This window comes from Duganella sp. BJB476, from assembly GCF_003416895.1.
Lineage (GTDB): Bacteria > Pseudomonadota > Gammaproteobacteria > Burkholderiales > Burkholderiaceae_D > Rugamonas.
This window is the reverse complement of sequence record NZ_QVIO01000001.1, coordinates 1447603-1466402: the sequence shown is the minus strand read 5'-3', so window position 1 is coordinate 1466402 and position 18800 is coordinate 1447603. Positions and strand designations below refer to the sequence as shown.

Below are 18800 nucleotides of genomic sequence, written 5' to 3'. Positions count from 1 at the left end.
AGATGCGCGTACTGCATATCCTCGATCATTCGCTGCCCCTGCACAGCGGATACACCTTCCGCACGCTGGCGATCCTGCGCCAGCAGCGCAAGCTGGGCTGGCACACCATCCACCTGACCGGCGCCAAGCAAGGCGGCGGCCAGCGCGAACAGGAAGTCGACGGCTGGCATTTCTTCCGCACGCCGCCGCTGGTCCGCTGGTGGGCGCGGCTGCCGCTGTTGCGCCACTGGAGCGTGGTGCTGGGCTTGCAGCAGCGCCTGATGACGATCGCCGCCAAGGCGCGCCCGCACGTCCTGCATGCGCACTCGCCCGCGCTCAACGGCGTCGCCGCGCTGCGCGTGGGGCGCGCGCTGGGCATACCGGTGGTCTATGAAATCCGCGCCTTCTGGGAAGACGCCGCCACCGACCATGGCACCAGCCGCGCCGGCGGCCTGCGCTACCGCCTGACGCGCGCGCTGGAAAGCCACGTCCTGCGCCGGGCCGACGCCATCACCACCATTTGCGAAGGCTTGCGCAACGACATCGTCGCGCGCGGCATCCCGGCAGCCAAGGTCACGGTGATACCGAACTCGGTCGATGGCGAGCAGTTTTCCGCAGCCTCCTGTGCGCCGGAAAAACTCTCCCTCAGCCTGGGACTGGACGACCATCTGGTGCTGGCCTTTATCGGCTCGTTTTACGCCTACGAAGGCCTGGCGCTGCTGATCGAGGCTATGCCGCGCGTACTGGCCGCTGCGCCGTCGGTGCAGCTACTGCTGGTCGGCGGCGGCCCGCAGGAAGCCGAATTGCGCGCGCTGGTCGACCGCCTGGATTTGCGCGCCCACGTCAAATTCACCGGCCGGGTGCCGCACGAACGCATCGCCGACTATTATCAGCTGGCAGACATCCTGGTCTATCCGCGCCTGCCGATGCGGCTGACGGAACTGGTGACGCCGCTCAAACCGCTGGAGGCCATGGCCCAGGGCCGGCTGGTGCTAGCCTCGGACGTCGGCGGCCACCGGGAGTTGATCGAACATGGCCAGACCGGCATGCTGTTCAAAGCCGGCGATGCCGAGGCGCTTGCGGCCCAGGTCATGCAGCTGCTGCAGCACGCCGATAGCTGGCCGGCGCTGCGCCAGCGCGCGCGCGCCTACGTCGAGAGCGAACGCAACTGGCCGGCCAGCGTCGCCCGCTACGGCCCCATTTATCAGCGCTTGCGCGCGCGTACCGCATGAACGGCCCGCATCCGCTGTCCGCCGGCCTCCGCGCCGCGCCCATCGCCGGTCGGCGCATTGCGCTGGTGGGCCCGCTGCCGCCGCCGGCAGGCGGCATGGCCAACCAGACCGAACAGCTCGCCGGGCTGCTGCGCGAGGCCGGCGCCGAGGTAGATCTGGTCGCGGTCAACCTGCCGGTCAAGCCATCGTGGCTCAGCTCGGTGCGGGGACTGCGCGCAGCGCTGCGGCTGCTGCCCTATCTGTGGCGCTTGTGGCGCGCGGCCGGCCAGGCGCAACTGGTGCACGTCATGGCCAACTCCGGCTGGTCGTGGCACTTGTACGCGGCGCCGGCCATCTGGATCGCCCGTCTGCGCGGCAAAGGCGTGCTGGTCAACTATCGCGGCGGCGAGGCCATGGATTTTCTCAAGCGGCGAGCCGCCCTGGTCCGTTACACCATGCGCCAGGCGCACGCGTTGATCGTACCGTCGGCCTTCCTCGCCGACATCTTCTCCCTGCACGGCATGAGTGCGCAGATCGTGCCCAACATCGTCGACCTGGCGCGCTTCCACCCGGCCGGCCCGGCGGCACCGCACGCCGCCGTTCTGCTCGCCCGCCATCTGGAACCGCTCTACGACCAGGCGACGGCGATACGCGCCTTCGCCATCGTGCACCGCAGTTTGCCGCTGGCCAGCCTGACCATCTGCGGCGACGGCCCCGAATTGCAGCGCTTGCAGCAGCTGGTCCACACGCTTGAGCTCGGCGAGGCGGTGCGCTTCACCGGCAAGCTGGACAATGCCGCCATGGCCGCCCTGTACCGCCAGAGCGACCTCGCACTGAACGCCAGCCTGGCCGACAACATGCCGATCTCGATATTGGAGGCTTGGGCCAGCGGCGTGCCGGTGGTCAGTACCGCGGTCGGCGGCATACCGTATCTGGTGCGCGACGGCGTCAACGGCCTGCTGGTGCCGCCGCAAGACGCGCCGGCCATGGCCGAGGCCATGCTGGCCGTCCTGCTGGCGCCGCCATTGGCGCGCGCGCTGGCCGAGGCCGGCAGCGCTGAAGCCAGCCGCTACGCCTGGCCGCAAGTCGCGCCCTTGCTGATGGCGCAATACCGGCGCGTGCTCAAGCGGCCACCGGCCGCCGGCTACACGGCGCTGGTGTCCCGGCTGCTGTTTCCACTGCATGAAATGCTCAAGCAACACCGCAGCGTGGCCCTGCTGCGCCACATGGAACAAAGCCAGTGGTGGCCGCCCGAGCGGCTGGAAGCGTTACGCGTGCAGCGCCTGCGCGCCTTGCTGCTGCACGCGTCCGAGCATGTGCCGTATTTCCGCCAGCTTTACGCCAGCTTGAACTTCGACGCCACCCGCGTGCACGACTTGCGTGACCTGCGCAGCCTGCCCATCATCCACAAGGCGGACATCAATCACCACCGCGACGAATTCGTCGCCGACGATGCCGGGCCGCTGCAGCGCTTCAACACGGGCGGGTCCAGCGGCGAGCCGTTGATCTTCTACCAGGGCAAGAGCCGCGTCAGCCACGACGTCGCCGCCAAATGGCGCGCCACGCGCTGGTGGGGCGTTGACATCGGCGATCCCGAGGCCGTGATGTGGGGCTCGCCCATCGAACTGAAGACGCAGGATCGCTGGCGCATGCGGCGCGACCGGATGCTGCGCAGCCTGCTGCTGCCGGCCTTCGATTTGTCGGCCGCCCGCCTCGACGATTACCTGGGCCGTCTGCAACGCCAGCGCCCGGCCATGCTGTTCGGCTACCCTTCGGCGATCTGCCTGCTGGTCAGGCACGCGCAGGCCCGGAAAGTTGCGCTGGATGGCCTGGGAGTCAAAGTGGTGTTCGTCACCGCCGAACGCTTGTACGACGAGCAGCGCGCCTTGCTGGAGCAAGCGTTTGCCGCCCCGGTCGCCAACGGCTACGGCGGCCGCGACGCCGGCTTCCTGGCTCATGAATGCCCGGAAGGCGGCCTGCACATCACCGCCGAGGACGTCATCCTCGAAATCGTCGATCCGCAAGGCGCGCCCGTCGCGCCCGGCGACAGCGGCGCCATCGTGGTCACCCACCTCGCCAGCCGCGACTTCCCCTTCATCCGCTACGCCACCGGCGACGTCGGCGCGCTCGACACCCGCCCCTGTCCATGTGGACGCGGCTTGCCGCTGCTGAAGCGGGTCGAAGGACGCGTCACCGATTTCGTCGTGGCGCGCGACGGCACCGTCATGCACGGGTTGGCGTTGATCTACGTGCTGCGCGACCTGCCGCAGATACGCGCCTTCAAGATCATCCAAGAAAGCCTGGACATCACCCGCGTGCTGCTGGTCAGCGTCAGCGGCTTGCCGGCGGTGATCAGGATAGACATCATCCGCCAGTTCCGCGCGCGCCTCGGGGCGTCCGTGGAAATACTGATCGAAGAGGTGGCCGAGATACCGGCGGAAGCGTCGGGGAAACACCGTTACGTCATCAGCAAAGTAGTTGCCAACTGAACCAGGAGCCGACATGCCCATATTCGCTTTCACCGCGCTGGCTTTGCTGCTGGCCGTTTCGCTCTACGCATTGCACAAGCTGCGCAACGTGCACATCCTGCTGTACGACGTGCGCGATCAGCATCACAACGACCAGGCCGGCCTGTTCCGCCAGCTGGAAGCTTTGCAAGGCCTCTACGTCGAGCTCGATCTCAAACACAGCCTGCCGCCGACCCGTGGCTGGGCCGCCTCGCCGGATTTTCTGTTGGAAGTGGCGCGCCATGCCCGCACCTTGTCCCAGGCGACGGTGCTGGAATGCAGCAGCGGCATTTCCACTCTGGTACTGGCCCGTTGCATGCAGCTGAACGGCGCCGGCAAAGTCTACAGCCTGGAGCACGACCGCCACTTCGCCGCGCAGACGCGCGTCCAGTTGCGTCGCCATGGGCTGCAAGACTGGGCCACCGTGATCGACGCGCCGCTGACGCCGCACGATATCGACGGGCAATCCTGGCCTTGGTACGATCTTGCGCGGCTTCCCAAGTTGCCGCCCATCGACCTGCTGGTGATCGACGGGCCACCGCAGGCAACGCGTCCGCAAGCGCGCTTCCCGGCCGGGCCGCTGCTATTCCCCCGCTTGAATACCGGCGCCGCCGTCTTCCTGGATGACGCCGCTCGCCCTGACGAGCAGGCGATACTGCTGCGCTGGCGCCAGGCTTTTCCGGCGCTGGCATACACCAACCAGGCTTGCGAAAAAGGCTGCGCGGTCCTGCGCAAGCACTAGCGTTCCGCGACCACGCTACGCACCATGCTGGTTTCCGCCGGGTGGGCGTGGTGATAGCGCTCCCGCGCCAGGCGCACCGCCGCCTGGTGGGCTTCCACGCTTTCCGGACTCAGCTCGGCGCCAAAATCAGCCGGCACATCGCCGCCTCCGAACATCCGCGCCAGCACCATGCTCCCCACATTGCTACGATAATGCGAAGTCTCCCAGTAGTAACGCATGGCGGGTTGTTTGCTCACTTGCGGGATGGCCTCGGTAGTCACGCTGTTGAAGCCGGAAAAGTCAAAGATACGCATGTCGCAGCCCGCAGCACGATATCGTTGCCCCATGCTTGCCAGTGAACGCTGCCAGGCTTCCATGGGCGGCCACTTCCCGGCCCAGTACAAGGCGTCGGCGGTCATCGCGTGCGTCGGATTGAGATACAGGCGGACGCGGGTGCCGGCGCCGCATACATTGGCCATGCTGCGATCCAGCGCCCGCATCGCCTCGTCGGTCGGTCCCGCTCCGCGCAGGTACTCCCGTACCCGCGGAACGATGGCCGCACCGGTCCCGCCCAAGCCCTCGATGCGCTCGTGCACACAGGCGTCGTCCCGTTGGCCATATGAGGCAAGGCTGGAATGGCAAACGCTGCCGAAGGTGCCGCGCAATACACGGATGGAGTCCGCCGTCATATCGAAAGCGAAAGCCCGCCTGACATTGATCAAGGTGCGCCGCCACAAATATAGCGGCCCATTGGCCACCAGTTCGCGGTCGAAATCTGTGTTGCCAATCTCCATCGTGAACGACGGCGCATCGATGCCCCAGACCAGCGTTTTCAGCTGTCCCACCTTTTCCGCATGGTCGACCATCGCCATCGCATCGCCCAGCGAAGCGCCGGACAGTGCTCCGTTGAACACGTCAAGATCGGCGAACGGCGTCGCCCTTGTCGGCAAGCCCAATTCCGTGCGGGAATTCCCGACGTACAGCACCGTCGGCTTGAATTTTGCCAGCGCATAGGTCTTGCCCCAGGCGCTAAGCTTTTCCCGGCCTGGCCGCAGCTGCTGAAGCTGCTGCGTTTGCCATTGATGGGTCAGGTACGGATCGACCTGGTAATTCAACGCCGTCACCGCAGCGATCACCAGCGCGCTGCTGGCACAAAACACGGACACATAGTTGCGCCATTCGGCGCCGGCTTGCTGGCTCATAATCAGAATTGGAAATAGAGGAATTCGCTGACGCGGTTCATGCTGAACAGGCAGCCCAGAAATAACAAGGAAAACGCCAGGCTCAACGCCCTGCGCGGACGCCAGGTCCATTGCCAGAGTCGCGGCGCTGCAAAAAACTGTTCTATGCACGGCGCATAGTGGCGGAAGATTTCCTGCGTATTCGGCGCCACGAAGGCCAGCACCATCGCCAGCATCAGCACCGGCATCGCGATGCCGCCGAAGTCTATCCAGCGGATGCCCACAAAACTGAACCCGTGGGGCAAGTAGGACGCATAGGCAGCCATTCCATGCGGCAAAGCCACGCCATTCGCCCCCGCCATCGCGCACAACACATCGGCGGCGCCCGCCAGGTCCGGCGCCCGGAACACGGCCCACGCCGCCACCACGGCGAAAAAGGTCAGCCACCTGCCCCACCAACGCGGCGGCCCTTCCCCGGCAAGCGCCAGCCAGCCGCGATACACCACCAGATACAAGCCGTGCAAGCCGCCCCACACCACGAAGGTCCAGCCGGCGCCGTGCCACAGTCCACCGAGCAGCATCGTCAGCATCAGGTTGCGATAGCGATGATGGCGATTGCCACCCAGCGGTACATACAGATAGTCGCGCAGGAAACGCGACAAGGTCATATGCCAGCGCCGCCAGAACTCGCCAATATTGCTGGCCTGGTAGGGAGAATTAAAGTTCAGCGGCAGCTTCACGCCAAACAGCCGGGACAAGCCTATCGCCATATCCGAGTAGCCGGAAAAATCGAAATACAGTTGAAAGGTGTAGCCCAGCGTGCCGATCCAGGCCTCCACCAGCTGTGGGTGGGCACCGGCGGCAAATACCGGCCCGACCAGCGTCGACAGCGGATCCGCCAGCAGCACCTTCTTGGCCAGGCCGAGCACGAAGATCGACAGGCCGACGGCGACATCCGCCGCGTTCAGGCCTGGCGGGCGCTCGAACTGCGGCATCATTTCCTTGTGATGCAACACCGGCCCTGCGATCAGGTGCGGGAAATAGCTGACAAACAAGGTGTAATGCACGAAGCGGTATTCGCCGGCCTTGCCCCGGTAGCAATCGAGCAGGAAGGCGATCTGCGTAAAGGTAAAGAACGAAATTCCAATCGGCAGCACCACGTCCCATCCACGCGCGGGCGAGCCCGCCAGCGCGTAGACGTTATCCATGAAGAAGTTCGCATACTTGAAATACGCCAGCAAGGCCAGGTTCGCCGTCAGCGCAAACATCAGCCAGCGCCGGCGCCGGAGCGCCACCTGCATGCGGCCGGCGCTCCAGTAGTTGAACACGATAGACGTCATCAGCAAGGGCAGATACCGCAGGTCCCAATAACCGTAGAAGAACAGCGACGCCAGCGCCAGCCAGCCGATCGCCCACCGTGGACGCATGCGCGCCAGCAGATAGTAGCCGGCCACTACCGTCGGCAAATACAGGAACAGGAAACTGAAGGAATTAAACAGCACGGCGCGCCTCTTGTTCCCGACGTGTCCGGTGATACAGCTCGGTATAGCAGGCCACCATCTGCTCGGCGACCCGTTGCCAGCTGTAACGCTCCACCAGGGCGCGTACCAGCGCCCGCTCCGGCGGATTTGCCAGCAGGTCCTCTACGGCAAGCCGCAAGCCAGCCGTATCGTCCCATGGCAACTGTTTCAAGGCGAAGGCGCTGTCGGGCAAACTGAGCGCACTTTCGTCGGTCATCACCACCGGCGTGCCGGCCGCCAACGCCTCCAGCACCGACAAGGGAAACACCTCGCCCTGGCTGGGCAATGCCAGGACGGATGCGCTGGCGTAGGCACTGGCCAGCAACGCATCATCATGCTCGAGCTGGCCCAGCCAGCGCACCCGCGGCTGCGCCAGCAATTGCTGCAAATAGTTCTGGTGCTGGCGTTGCGCCCGGCCGATCAGCACCACCGGCAATCCTGTCGGCGCCAATGCCCGTACCAGTCCCAGCTGGTTCTTGTACGGCGAAATCGCCCCAACCATCAGCACAAACGGCCCGTTCAGTCCGGTGCAACGCCGGAACTCCTCCTGGCGCGCGCCAAAGAAATGCGGGCTGATGCCATTGGGCAGCACGCGGATCTTCCCCTCGGGAATCTGGAACGCGCTGACGATCGCATCCCGTTCGGCCGCGCCCAACGCGATCACCATCTGCGCCAGTTGCAGGGCGCGTTTGGTTTGCGCATAACTGGTTTGCACGTTCCAGCCGGTCAGGCGGCCGGTCAGCTGGTCGGCCAGCCGGGCGCGCATGCCGTCGAGCCGTCCCCAACCCGGCGACAAGACCGACGACAGCACCACCGGCACTCCGAGATCTGTCGCCAGTTCGACCAGGCGGTGATTGCCGTTGATCGCGGAGAACACATGTATCAGGTCGAACTGGTCCAGGCGCTCGCGGTTGGCGTCCACCAGCGACACCTCCAGGCCAAGCGCCGACTGCTCCTGCAGGGCGCGCATGGTGGAGCGCACCTGCACCTGCAGCCCGCCCTCGCGCTGGAACAACATGGGATAAGACAGAATTCCTACGCGCATAAGATGCCCCTTATTTGACTAGCCTCGCCCAGACCTTGCGTCCCGCCAAGGTGCATTCAGCGGCAAGCTCGTGCTGGAAAAGAAGAATGGCCGCCAGCCACAGCGGCAGAGCCAGCAAGGCGGCCATCGACAGCTGGTACAGCGCATGCTCCGGCGCCAGTGGATGCCAGGCAAACAACAGCGCCGGACCGCTCAGGCTACAGAGCGCGACCCATGCGCTACGCTTGAGTGCGCCGAGCAAGGCATTCGCTTGCAGCGCCGCCAGCTGCCGCAGGTAGAGAAAAGTCCAGATACACCTGAACACGCCGCCGAGCACCACGGCCCACGCCACCCATTGCAGCCCAAACGGCGCGGCCAGCAGCACGGCAATCACGCGCACCGGCGCCGACAAGGCGTCCAGCTTGGCCTGCGTGCGGACCGCCCCCATCGCCACGAACAGATAGCGCGCCATGCTAAACATGCTATATAAGGCGCTCGACAGGCACATGATGCGTATCAACGGCACGCATGCATCCCACTGTGCGCCGTACAGCACGCGCACCAGCGCCGGCGCCGAGATCGCCACGTAGCCGAAGAAAGGCCAGGCCAGCACGGTCACGTAGCTGGCGGTGGTCAGGTAGGCCTGGCGCAGATCGCCGCCCGCCCGCGCCTGGGCCGAAAACAGCGGGAAGATGACCGGTGAAATGGCGCTAGTCACCAGCTGGTTGAACACGTTCAGCACGCCCTGCGCCTTGCCAAAGATGCCAACCTCGGCGACGCCGATCAATTTGCCGACGATCAGGTCCGGCGCGGCCACGCCCAGTTCGTCGATCACGCTGCCGGCGGTTGAAATCGTGCCGAACGACAGGATCGCCGCCATGCCTTGCCGCGCCGGCAACCAGGGCAAGCCGCTCGGCCAGCAGCAAATGCTTGCCAGCAGCCCCGCCGCCGTGCCGGCCACGGCCCCCCAGACCAGGCTCAGATAGCCATGCCCCAGCCAGGCCAACCCCACCGAGACCAGCAACTGCGCGCAGCTGCTGGCGGTGTTGATCGCGAAGATGGCCGAGAAGCGCATCTGGCGCCGCAAGCACGGCAAGGCCAGCGAGCTGAACGGAATCAACAGGAAGTTGATTGACAGCAGTTGCAACACCGAACTCAGCCGCGGATCGCGGTAGAACCTGGCCGCCACGCCGCTGCTCAGCAGCACCACCAGCGCCAGCGACCACGCCACCAGGATGCTGGTGCCCAACGCCGCGCGCAGCTTCTGCTCGTTCAGCTGCTTCTCCTGGATCACATACGGCCCGACGCCAAAGTCCCGCACCGCCTGCGCCAGCCCGACCAGCACGGCGCCGACCGCGTAGACGCCTATCTCGGCCGGCGTCAGCAGCCGCGCAAGTATCATGGTGCCGGCGGTGTTCACCAATAGCAGTGTGTACTTTTCAGCGAAGGAAACCAGGAAGGACATACGCGGCTGCATGGCGCCGCCTCAGATCAACTGATCATAAAAGGCCAGCACCTGCTTGCCCACCACCACACGGCTGTAGCGCTCGACGGCTTCCTGTCGCGCCTGTTGCCCCATCGCCTCGCGCCGGCCTGGCTGGTCCAGCAGCTCCGCGACCATGGCCGCCGCCGCCTTGATATCGTTGGCCGGCACCAGCAGCCCGCCGCCGCAGTCGCGCAGGATATCCGCGCTGCCGGGCACATCGGTCGCCACGGCAGGGACACCGCATGCCATCGCCTCGATGGTCGCGATGCCAAAACCTTCATTCCTGCTCATCAGGATGTGCAGATCCAGCGCCGGCAGCAGCGTCTCCAGCGCCGGCACGAAGCCGGTGAACACCACATATGGTGCCAAGCCGGCCTGCTCCACTTGCCGCCGCAGGCCCGCTTCGAGCGGGCCGCTGCCCATCATGACCAGATACAACTGCGGAAAACGCTGCCGCAGCAGCACGAACAGGTCGAGCAAGTGCCCGGGCCGCTTTTGCTCGGACAGGCGGGCCGCAACGCCGATCACCAGCGCGCCTGGCGGCAGTTGCAGCGCCAGGCGCGCGGCGTGGCGCATGTCCGCCCCCGGCTTGAATCTATCGGTGTCGACACAATTCGGTATCACAGCCACACGCGCGGTGGCCGGCAAATAAGGCTGATAGATAGCCATGAAATGCGCCATTGCCGAGCGCGATACCGCGTACACCCCGCGCACCCCGCCAAAAGCATGCTGCAGCAAGGGCTGGTGCCAGTCGCTGATCTCCGCCGCCGGAAACGCGTTGTGCACGCTGATGACGGCGGGCAGGCGGCAGTAGCGTGCCAGCCACAGCGCGGAGGCGCCGTAATTGGTCCAGCACCACGCGATATGCACCAGGTCGGCGCGAAAGGCGCGCAGCCGACGCGCCGCCCCCAGCCGCGCCCGCAGCAGGTTCCATCGGCGCCATGCCCACTGCTCGAAGAATGGCGGCGGATCGAATTCCGCCACCACGATCTGCTCATGCGCCAGCCGCCCTGCCCAGGCGTCGATGCCGGCAAAGCGGCGCAGTGCCAGGCTGCCGTCGGCGCCGGCCAGCCGCAGGTAGCGCAACTCCTGCGCCATGCGCATTTCCATCCCGCCCAGTTCGCCGGAATAGCTGGTGATCAGCACCCGTTTGCCGGCCTCGCTGCGCCCCTGCCGCGCTTCGAAAAAATAGCCGCGCAGAAAAGCCAGTTCCCAGCGTCGCCGGAACAGCGCATCGGCGTCGCCCAGCAGGCGCTCGCGCAGGTAGCCTATGCACTCCTGCGCAAACCGCGCCAGCATCCAGCGCGGCACGCCCGACCATTCAGGGAAAGTGCCCGGCCGGTCTTGCCGATACTTGCCGCGCCCGAAACGCCAGGCCTTATCCAGTACATAGGCCCGCGTCAACTGATGTTTGCGGATATGGTGCGCCACCTTCGCGTGACGACAGAACCAGGCCGGATAGCCAGCCAGTGCCAGCCTGCGCGTCAGCTCGGTCTCGCTGCCCATGGCATAGGCGCCGCCATTCGGACCGATCGAGGTATCGTAGCGGTAGCCGGCATCGAATACCTCCCGCCGCACGGCCATGTTGGCGCCCCACACCAAACCGGGGAACACCGGTCCCTCGGCCAGGTCGGCAGCGGTCAGGCCGAACGTCAGCCCGACCGGCGTCAAGCGCGGCAGCCACTCGGGTGGCGGGACCGCCCAGTCCGCCTCTATCGCGCCGCCGAACACCGCGTAGTCGGCATGTGCCGCGACGCAGCGCTCCCATTGCAGCAGCCAGTCCGGCGCCGGTGTGGCGTCGTCATCGCTGAAAATAAACAAGGCGTCGTCGTCACTATGGCGCAAAGCCCACTCCACGGCCAGGTTCAGGGCTGCGTTCTTGCCCTTGTCTGGCGTACTGATCAGATGCAGCGGCAGGCGATTTTGATATTGCGCAATCAGCGCGCCGGTGCCGTCGCTGCTGCCATTCTCGACGATGATCAACTGCCACGCCTGGCGTGGCGTTTGCAGACGGCAATAGCCATCCAGTACTTTGGGCAGAGTCTGTGCGCCATTGCAGGTCGCCATGAGAACGGTCAACAAGGGCGCTTCTCCCATATCCTAAGATTGCAGAACGTGACAATCCAGTGTAATGACAGGCTCAAATACATCGTTGAGCCGCATCAACGAGTTCCCTTACCCATGCGCGACATTCTGATCACCCTTATCGTCTTCGGCAGCCTGCCGCTGATCCTGCGTAACCCCGTCAACGGCGTGCTGATGTGGGTATGGATCAGCGTGATGAATCCGCACACGCAGAGCTGGGGCTTCGCCGCCACGTTTCCATTCGCCTTCATCGTCGCCGTGGCCACCTTGTTCAGCGTCGCCATCTCGCGCATGGCCAAGACGCTGCCGGTCTCGGGCATCACCTTCACCTTGATCGTGCTGATACTGTGGATGAACGTCACCACCCTGTTCGCCATGTTTCCCTCGCTCGCCTACGTGCAATGGAGCAAGGTCATGAAGATCATGCTGATGAGTCTGGTCACCATGATGGTGATACGCAACCGCGAAGACATCCAGCGCCTGCTGTGGGTGCTGGTGATGTCGCTGGGTTTCTACGGCGTCAAGGGTGGCATCTTCACGCTGCGCACTGGCGGCGGCGAACGCGTCTGGGGGCCGGAAGGCACCTTTATCGGCGACAACAACGAGATCGCGCTGGCCCTGATCATGACCATCCCCTTGATGCGGTATCTGCAACTGCGCAGCGACCAGCGCTGGCTGCGGCATGGCTTGAGCGCGATGATGCTGCTCAGCGCGCTGGCGGCGCTGGGGTCGTACTCGCGCGGCGCGCTGCTGGCGATAGCCGCCATGATTATCGTGATGTGGCTCAAGAGCCGCCACAAATTCGCCGCCGGCATCCTGATCGCGCTGCTGACGCCGCTGGCCCTGCTCTTCATGCCCGAGCGCTGGAGCGAGCGCATGGACAGCATCGGAGCCTATCAGGAAGACGAGTCCGCGATGGGTCGCATCAACGCTTGGCATATGGCCTGGAACCTCGCCAAGGACCGCTTCTTCGGCGGCGGCTTCGAGATCGCCGAGCCGACCACCTTTTTTCTCTACGCGCCCAATCCGCACGACGTCCACGCCGCCCACAGCATCTATTTCCAGGCGCTGGGCGAGCACGGCTTTGTCGGCCTGGCGCTGTACTTGCTGCTGCTCGGCCTGACATGGCGTTCGGCGGCCTGGATCGTTCGCCACAGCCGTGGCCAGCCGGATCTGGAATGGGCGCTGCAGCTGGCCACCATGGTCCAGGCCAGCTTCGTCGGCTTTGCGGTCGGCGGCGCCTTCCTCAGCCTGCTCTATTTCGACGTCCCCTACTATTTGATGGGCATCGTCATCGCCACCCGCGCGCTGGTCGCGGAACGACAGTACGGCGCCAGCCGAACCTCGCAAAGCAGCCTGGTCAGCCGCCAGCCGGCGATCGGACGATCATGAGCCGCCGGCTGTCGATCCTGGTCTACCATCGCGTGCTGGCGCAAGCCGATCCCTTGCTGCCGGAGTTGCCGGACGTGCGGCTGTTCGACCGCCACATGGCCTTGCTGAAACGTTGTTTCCGGGTGTTGCCCCTGAGCCGCGCCAGCGAGCAACTGCGCCTGGGCACGCTGCCCGCGCGCGCCGCCTGCATCACCTTCGACGACGGCTATGCGGACAACGCCATCCATGCCTTGCCGATATTGCAGCGCCACGGCCTGAGCGCCACCTTCTTCATCGCCAGCGATTACCTGGACGGTGGCCAGATGTGGAACGACGACGTGATTGCCTGCGTACGCCACGCCCGGCAGAACGTGCTGAACTCGGGTGCGCCAGGCTGCGATGCCTTGCTGCTGCACACCTTGCGCCACAAACGGCAAGCCATCGACCAGCTGCTGGAGGCGCTCAAATACCTGCCGGGCGCGCAGCGCCAGACGCTGGCGCGCGGCCTGGCCCCGGCACGGCAGGAAGAACTGATGATGCGCTCGCACCAATTGCGCACGCTGCATGCGGCCGGCATGGAAATCGGCGCGCACACGGCTTCGCATCCCATCCTGGCTCGCCAGGCGGATGCCGACGCCGAGACCGACATGGCGCGCGGCAAGTCGGCCCTTGAAGACCTCATCCAGGCCCCAGTCACATTGTTTGCCTATCCCAACGGAAAACCCGGGGTGGACTACGACCAGCGCCATGTCGACATCGCGCGCAGACTGGGCTTCACCGCAGCGGTCAGTACCGAGCCCGGCGCCGCGCACGCCGGCAGCGATCCGCTGCAACTGCCGCGCTACACGCCATGGGAACAGGACCGCCTGCGCTTTCTGCTCAGGCTACTTGCCAGCCGGCGTACCTGACTTGGCCAACCATTGCTCCAGCATCATCAGCACCCATACCATTGTGCCGTGATAGGCCGGGTGTTCGGCAAGCAAGGTCTGCGTCAGATGCTCGATGAAGTCCTCACGGATGATTTTCCGCTTCTTCAGGTCGCTCAAACTATCCAGCACCAGGCTTTGCAAGCCCGCATCCTGCTGCAACCAATGGCCGAAGGGCAAGCCGAACCCGTGCTTTTTCTTGCGCAGGATGGCGGCCGGCAGATAGCCCCGCAGCGCGCGCTTGAAGAAATAGCGTAGCTGCGTGCCGTTCAACTTGTCCCTGGGCGACAGCCGCGCCGAGAACGCCAGCATCTCGTCGCTCAGGAATGGAAACGCCACGTCCACGCCGCCCAGCTCGCAGGCCAGGCGCACCTTGCGCAAATCGTTGTCGGCCAGCGTGTAGCGCAAATCGAGCGTTTGCATGCGATTGATCTGACTCAGGCCCTTGTTCTGCCAATAACAATCGCTCATCTGGTCGCCAGGCGCCCGCTCGTCGATGCTGGCCAGGAAATCGGCGTGCAACACCGCTGCGGGTCCGTAGCGGTGCAACAGATTATAGGTTTCCATCCGCGCCGGCATCGGCACCACCGCCTGTGAGATATAGCTGCGCGCCTTGCGCAGCAGGCCCAGGTTCAGTTTGCCCGTCAGGCCGAACAGCAACGGCTCCAGCGCGACCTGTCGCAAGGCCGACGGCAACTGTTCATAGCGCGACAACACCGCCTGATCGGCATAGCGCTCATTGCCGCCGAACAGCTCATCGCCGCCATCGCCGCCCAGCAGGCGGGTCACGCCGTCGGTGCGGGCCAGGTTGGCGCAATAATAGGCCGGCACCGCCGACGAATTGCCGAAAGGCTGGTCCGATGCGGCGGCGATGCGCGGTATGGCCTTGGCCACATCGCCCGCCGTCACATACAGTTCGTGATGATCGGCGCCGAAGTGACGGGCGGCGATGCGCGCGTAGCGCATTTCATCGTAGCCGTCGACGTCGAAACCGATCGAATAAGTAGGCGGCGCGCTGCCGCTGACGCTGGCCAGCATGCCGGCCAGCGTCGAGCTGTCGGTGCCGCCGCTGAGGAAGGCGCCGGTCCTGGCGCCGCCGGCGGAGCGCCGCACCGAGCTCTCCAGCGTCGCCAGGAATTGCTCCTTGAGTTCGCCGAATGGGGTTGCGGACTGTTCCTGATATTCGATCTTCCAATAATCGCCGGTTTCCAGATGGCCGTGCCGGTACTGCACATATTCGCCGGGTTGCAGACGGCGCTGGCCGCGATACACCGTGCGCGGCGCCGGTACCGTATGAAAATACAGGTAATTGTAGAGCGACTGCGGATCCAGCGTGCTCACTGCGTGCGGATGGGCCTGCAACGCGGCTGCGGAGGAAGCGAACAACACGCCTTGCTTCACCTGCTGATAATGCATGGCGTGCACGCCGCTGCGGTCGATGGCCAACAGCAGCTGGCCGCCGGCATCCGCCATCGCGCACACCGCGAACGGACCGGACAGCGCCGCGCAAGCCTTGGCGCCGTTGATCAGCCACAGTGCGGCGAAGCGTTCCGCCAGATTCTCGCCGCAACCGTTCAGCAAGGGCCGGCCCCAGACCGCGACCAGCACGCCGCCGGCGCCATGCAGGCTGACGCTGTCCGCAGCGGCCGCAACGGCCACGCCGCCACGCGCCGCCGCCACCATGCGGATCGGGCTGTCGTCAAAACGCGCCAGCGGCGACGCCATGCCGGCCAGAATTTGTTGCGCGCCACCGGCATCGGCAGCGGCCAGATAGCCACACAAGCCGCTCATACCAGCACCTCCAGCGGCAAGGGATGGCTGAGGAAGGCGGTCGGGCTCGCGGTTAGTCCGTAGGCGCCGGACTGGAACACCACCACCAGGTCGCCCACTTCGGCGCGCGGCAATTCCATGCGATCGGCCAGCACATCCAGCGGGGTGCACAAGGGCCCCACCACCGACACCGTCTCCAGCGGCCCGCCACGCATGCGATTGCCGATCGCCACCGGATAGTTCTTGCGGATCACCTGGCCAAAATTGCCCGATGCCGCCAGGTGCTGGTGCAGGCCGCCGTCGGTGATCAGAAAAGTCTGCCCATGTGAACGCTTGCGCTCCAGCACGCGGCAGACATAGATCCCGCCCTCGGCCACCAGATAGCGTCCCAGCTCCAGGATCAGGTCGGTGCCGGGCGAACCCTGGCGCAGCAAGCCCAGCGACTGCTCCAGGCCATCGGCAACGGCTGACAGGTCCAACGCCCGGTCGCCGGGAAAATATGGCACGCCGAAACCGCCGCCGATATTGAGCATGCGCATCGGCACGCGCGCGTGCCCCGCCAGGCGCAGGCCGAGCTCCACGCTGAGCCGCTGCGCCTCGCAGATCGCCGCCGCCGATAGATTCTGCGCGCCGCAAAACAGGTGGAAGCCGTGAAAATCCAGTTCCAGCTGCTCCAGCCTGCGCAGCATCGCCGGCACCCGCGCCGCGTCGACGCCGAACGGGCGCGGACCGCCGCCCATCTTCATGCCGGCCAACTTCAATTCGAAATCCGGATTAACCCGCACCGCCACGCGCGGCCGCATGCCCAGCTCACCACCTATCCGGGCCAGCCTTTCCATTTCACCTTCGGACTCGAGATGCAACAGCACACCGGCCGCCACCGCGCAACGCAATTCCGCGTCGCGCTTGCCGGGGCCGGCAAAGCTGATGCGGTCGGCGGCCATGCCGGCGTCCAGCGCCACCTTCATCTCGCTGCCGGAGGCCACGTCGAAACCGTCCACCAACGGCGCCATCATCTGCACCAGCGCCGGCATCGGATTGGCCTTCACGGCATAGTGCAGATGCACGCCCTGCGGCAGCTCGTGCCGCAGCAAGCCGACGCGGGTGGCGATGTGCGTGCGCTCGTAGGCGTAGAACGGCGTGCGCCCCACCCGCTCCGCCAGGCGCGTCAGCTGGATGCCGCCGAGCTGGAGCACGTCATCCAGCGTCGGGAACTGGTTGAGCTCAGCGTGACGTGGCGACACGTCCGCCGCCGTCACGACTCGCCCCGCGAGCCGGCCAGCTGGTCGGCCAACAGCTTGCGGTCGATTTTGCCGTTCGGATTGCGCGGCAACGGCACGCCGCGTATGTCGATGGCGGTCGGCACCATGTAGGCCGGCAAGGCCAGGCGACAGGCCGCAAGCAAGGCCAGGCGACAGGCCGCAAGCAAGGCCGCGCCATCAACGGTGCCCTGCGGCATGGCGGCCGCCACCAGGGTGATCGATTGGCCCAGGCTTGCATGCGGCACGCCGATGGCGGCGGCTTCAGCCACCATGCCGGTGGCATACACCACCTCCTCCACTTCGGTCGGGCTGACGCGGTAGCCAGAGGTCTTAATCATGTCGTCGCTGCGGCCGATGAAATACAGATAGCCTTCGTCGTCACAGCGCACCGTATCGCCGGACCACACCGCCAGCTCGGGCACGGGCAGCCCGCCCAAGCGGTCGGGTAGCGGCCTGAATCGCTCGGCGGTGCGCTGCGCATCGTTCCAGTAGCCCATCGCCACCAGCGCGCCGCGATGTACCAGCTCGCCCGGTTCGTTGGGTGCGCAGGCGGAACCGTCGCCGCGCAACACCATGATTTCCGCATTCGGTATCGCCTTCCCGATCGAATCCGGCCTGCGGTCCAGCTGCTCGGGCGCCAGGAAAGTCGAGCGGAACGCCTCGGTCAGGCCGTACATCAGATAGATCTGCGTGTACGGCAAAGCCTTGCGCAGGGTTGCCAGCGTATGCCGCTGCATGGCACCGCCGGAATTGGTGATGTAGCGCAGCCGCTGCGCATGGCGCCAGTCCAGGTCCGCCAGCTGCATCCACAACGGCGGGACGGCGGCCAGGCCGGTGATGCGCTCGCGCTGCACGGCGTCGAGTATGTCCCGTTGCAACAGGTGGTTCAGCAGCACCGCGCAGGCGCCGACGGCAAACGCCGTGGTCAGCTGGCTCAGGCCGTAATCAAAACTCAGCGGCAGCACGCACAGGATGCGGTCCTCCGGCGTGTTGACCAGATAGGAGGAAACGCTCAGCGCGCCGGCCACCAGATTGCGATGCGACAGCACCACGCCCTTGGGCCTGCCGGTGCTGCCGGAGGTGTACAGGATGGCGGCGACGTCGCTGTCTATGCAGGGATGCAATGCCGTCTGCGGCGCATCGCGCATGCACTCGCGCCAGGACAGCAATTGCACGCCGTCCGGCGGCGTCAACGCTTCCATCGAACCGATCACCACCACTTTGCGCAAGCCCGGGCAAGCCTCCAGCGCCGTCGCCAACAGATTGTAGCGCTCACGTGTGGTGACCAGGATGCGCACATCGCAGTCGCCCAGGATGTGCGCCACCTGCTCCGGCTTCAGCACCGGATTGACCGGCACGAACACGGCGCCGGCCGCCGCCGCGCCGAACATGGCCACCACGGCTTCCTCGCGCTTTTCCATGAACACCGCCAACCGCTCGCTGCGCCCCAGTCCGTGATGCACCCAGGCGGCGGCGGCCAACTGCACCATCTGCGCCAGCGCCACGTAATTCAGCCCGACACCCTGGTACGACAACGCCTGGCGCCGCGGCTCACGCTGCGCCGACTGAAAGATGAATTCGTGAACTAACTGCGTCATAGCGATATCCCATAGATAGACTGCCCTCTATGATTGAGACAATTCGCCATTGACTCCTTGATGTTGCTCAAGCATGCAGCCCGCTTGTGCTGGCTCAAACCCGCGGCGTTGTGTGCGGGGTCTAATCTGTATTCCGCTTCCATCCTGGCCTGCCGCGAT

General features: G+C 65.5%; 13 protein-coding genes. 5 read left to right on the top strand and 8 right to left on the bottom strand.

Translation table 11 applies throughout. The features are described from left to right. Positions 1-2 precede the first annotated feature (2 nt). From D0T21_RS06450 to D0T21_RS06440, 3 genes are read left to right on the top strand one after another with little or no spacing between them, the layout of a single operon-like run. On the top strand, positions 3-1211 hold the full coding sequence (locus D0T21_RS06450) for a TIGR04063 family PEP-CTERM/XrtA system glycosyltransferase (RefSeq protein ID WP_116989389.1): 1209 nt from the start codon (positions 3-5) through the stop codon (positions 1209-1211). Further along, positions 1208-3679, top strand: coding sequence for a glycosyltransferase (locus D0T21_RS06445; protein ID WP_116989218.1), 2472 nt, complete (start codon positions 1208-1210; stop codon positions 3677-3679). Before D0T21_RS06450 ends, D0T21_RS06445 begins: the two co-directional genes overlap by 4 nt. Before the next feature lie 13 nt (positions 3680-3692). Continuing rightward, positions 3693-4439 carry a class I SAM-dependent methyltransferase gene (locus tag D0T21_RS06440; protein ID WP_116989217.1) on the top strand — a complete coding sequence of 249 codons (747 nt, stop codon included), beginning with the start codon at positions 3693-3695 and terminating at the stop codon, positions 4437-4439. Here the strand turns inward: D0T21_RS06440 and D0T21_RS06435 are convergent. The 5 genes from D0T21_RS06435 to D0T21_RS06415 are packed head-to-tail and all read right to left on the bottom strand — an operon-like array spanning position 4436 to position 11711. Further along, positions 4436-5620 (bottom strand): hypothetical protein, encoded by a 1185-nt coding sequence (locus D0T21_RS06435; RefSeq protein WP_116989216.1) that lies wholly within the window; start codon positions 5618-5620, stop codon positions 4436-4438. The genes D0T21_RS06440 and D0T21_RS06435 overlap by 4 nt on opposite strands. A 2-nt stretch (positions 5621-5622) precedes the next feature. Further along, complete coding sequence (locus D0T21_RS06430; protein ID WP_116989215.1) at positions 5623-7101, bottom strand: MBOAT family protein; 1479 nt, start codon at positions 7099-7101, stop codon at positions 5623-5625. Next, complete coding sequence (locus tag D0T21_RS06425) at positions 7091-8164, bottom strand: glycosyltransferase family 4 protein (protein ID WP_229211355.1); 1074 nt, start codon at positions 8162-8164, stop codon at positions 7091-7093. The genes D0T21_RS06430 and D0T21_RS06425 overlap by 11 nt, the downstream gene beginning before the upstream one ends. 10 nt (positions 8165-8174) lie before the next feature. Further along, positions 8175-9620, bottom strand: a complete 1446-nt coding sequence (locus D0T21_RS06420; RefSeq protein WP_116989213.1) for a lipopolysaccharide biosynthesis protein — start codon at positions 9618-9620, stop codon at positions 8175-8177. Between the two features lie 9 nt (positions 9621-9629). After that, the gene (locus tag D0T21_RS06415; protein ID WP_229211354.1) at positions 9630-11711 is read right to left on the bottom strand and encodes a glycosyltransferase; all 2082 of its coding nucleotides are present in this window, start codon (positions 11709-11711) and stop codon (positions 9630-9632) included. 99 nt (positions 11712-11810) lie between these two features. On the opposite strand from D0T21_RS06415, the gene D0T21_RS06410 reads away from it, so the two are divergent. After that, positions 11811-13106 (top strand): putative O-glycosylation ligase, exosortase A system-associated, encoded by a 1296-nt coding sequence (locus D0T21_RS06410; protein ID WP_116994288.1) that lies wholly within the window; start codon positions 11811-11813, stop codon positions 13104-13106. Continuing rightward, a complete protein-coding gene (locus tag D0T21_RS06405) occupies positions 13103-13993 on the top strand; it encodes a polysaccharide deacetylase family protein (RefSeq protein WP_116994287.1) in 891 nt (296 codons plus the stop codon). The genes D0T21_RS06410 and D0T21_RS06405 overlap by 4 nt, the downstream gene beginning before the upstream one ends. Here D0T21_RS06405 and D0T21_RS06400 read toward each other — a convergent pair. Genes D0T21_RS06400 through D0T21_RS06390 form a run of 3 tightly spaced genes read right to left on the bottom strand, consistent with a single transcriptional unit; the run spans position 13970 to position 18641 of the window. After that, positions 13970-15802 (bottom strand): asparagine synthetase B, encoded by a 1833-nt coding sequence (locus tag D0T21_RS06400; RefSeq protein WP_116994286.1) that lies wholly within the window; start codon positions 15800-15802, stop codon positions 13970-13972. The two genes, D0T21_RS06405 and D0T21_RS06400, sit on opposite strands and share 24 nt — an antisense overlap. Further along, the gene (locus D0T21_RS06395) at positions 15799-17025 is read right to left on the bottom strand and encodes a pyridoxal-dependent decarboxylase, exosortase A system-associated (protein ID WP_199538414.1); all 1227 of its coding nucleotides are present in this window, start codon (positions 17023-17025) and stop codon (positions 15799-15801) included. Before D0T21_RS06395 ends, D0T21_RS06400 begins: the two co-directional genes overlap by 4 nt. A gap of 11 nt (positions 17026-17036) precedes the next feature. Then, positions 17037-18641, bottom strand: a complete 1605-nt coding sequence (locus tag D0T21_RS06390) for an acyl-CoA ligase (AMP-forming), exosortase A system-associated (RefSeq protein ID WP_116994285.1) — start codon at positions 18639-18641, stop codon at positions 17037-17039. Positions 18642-18800 lie beyond the last annotated feature (159 nt).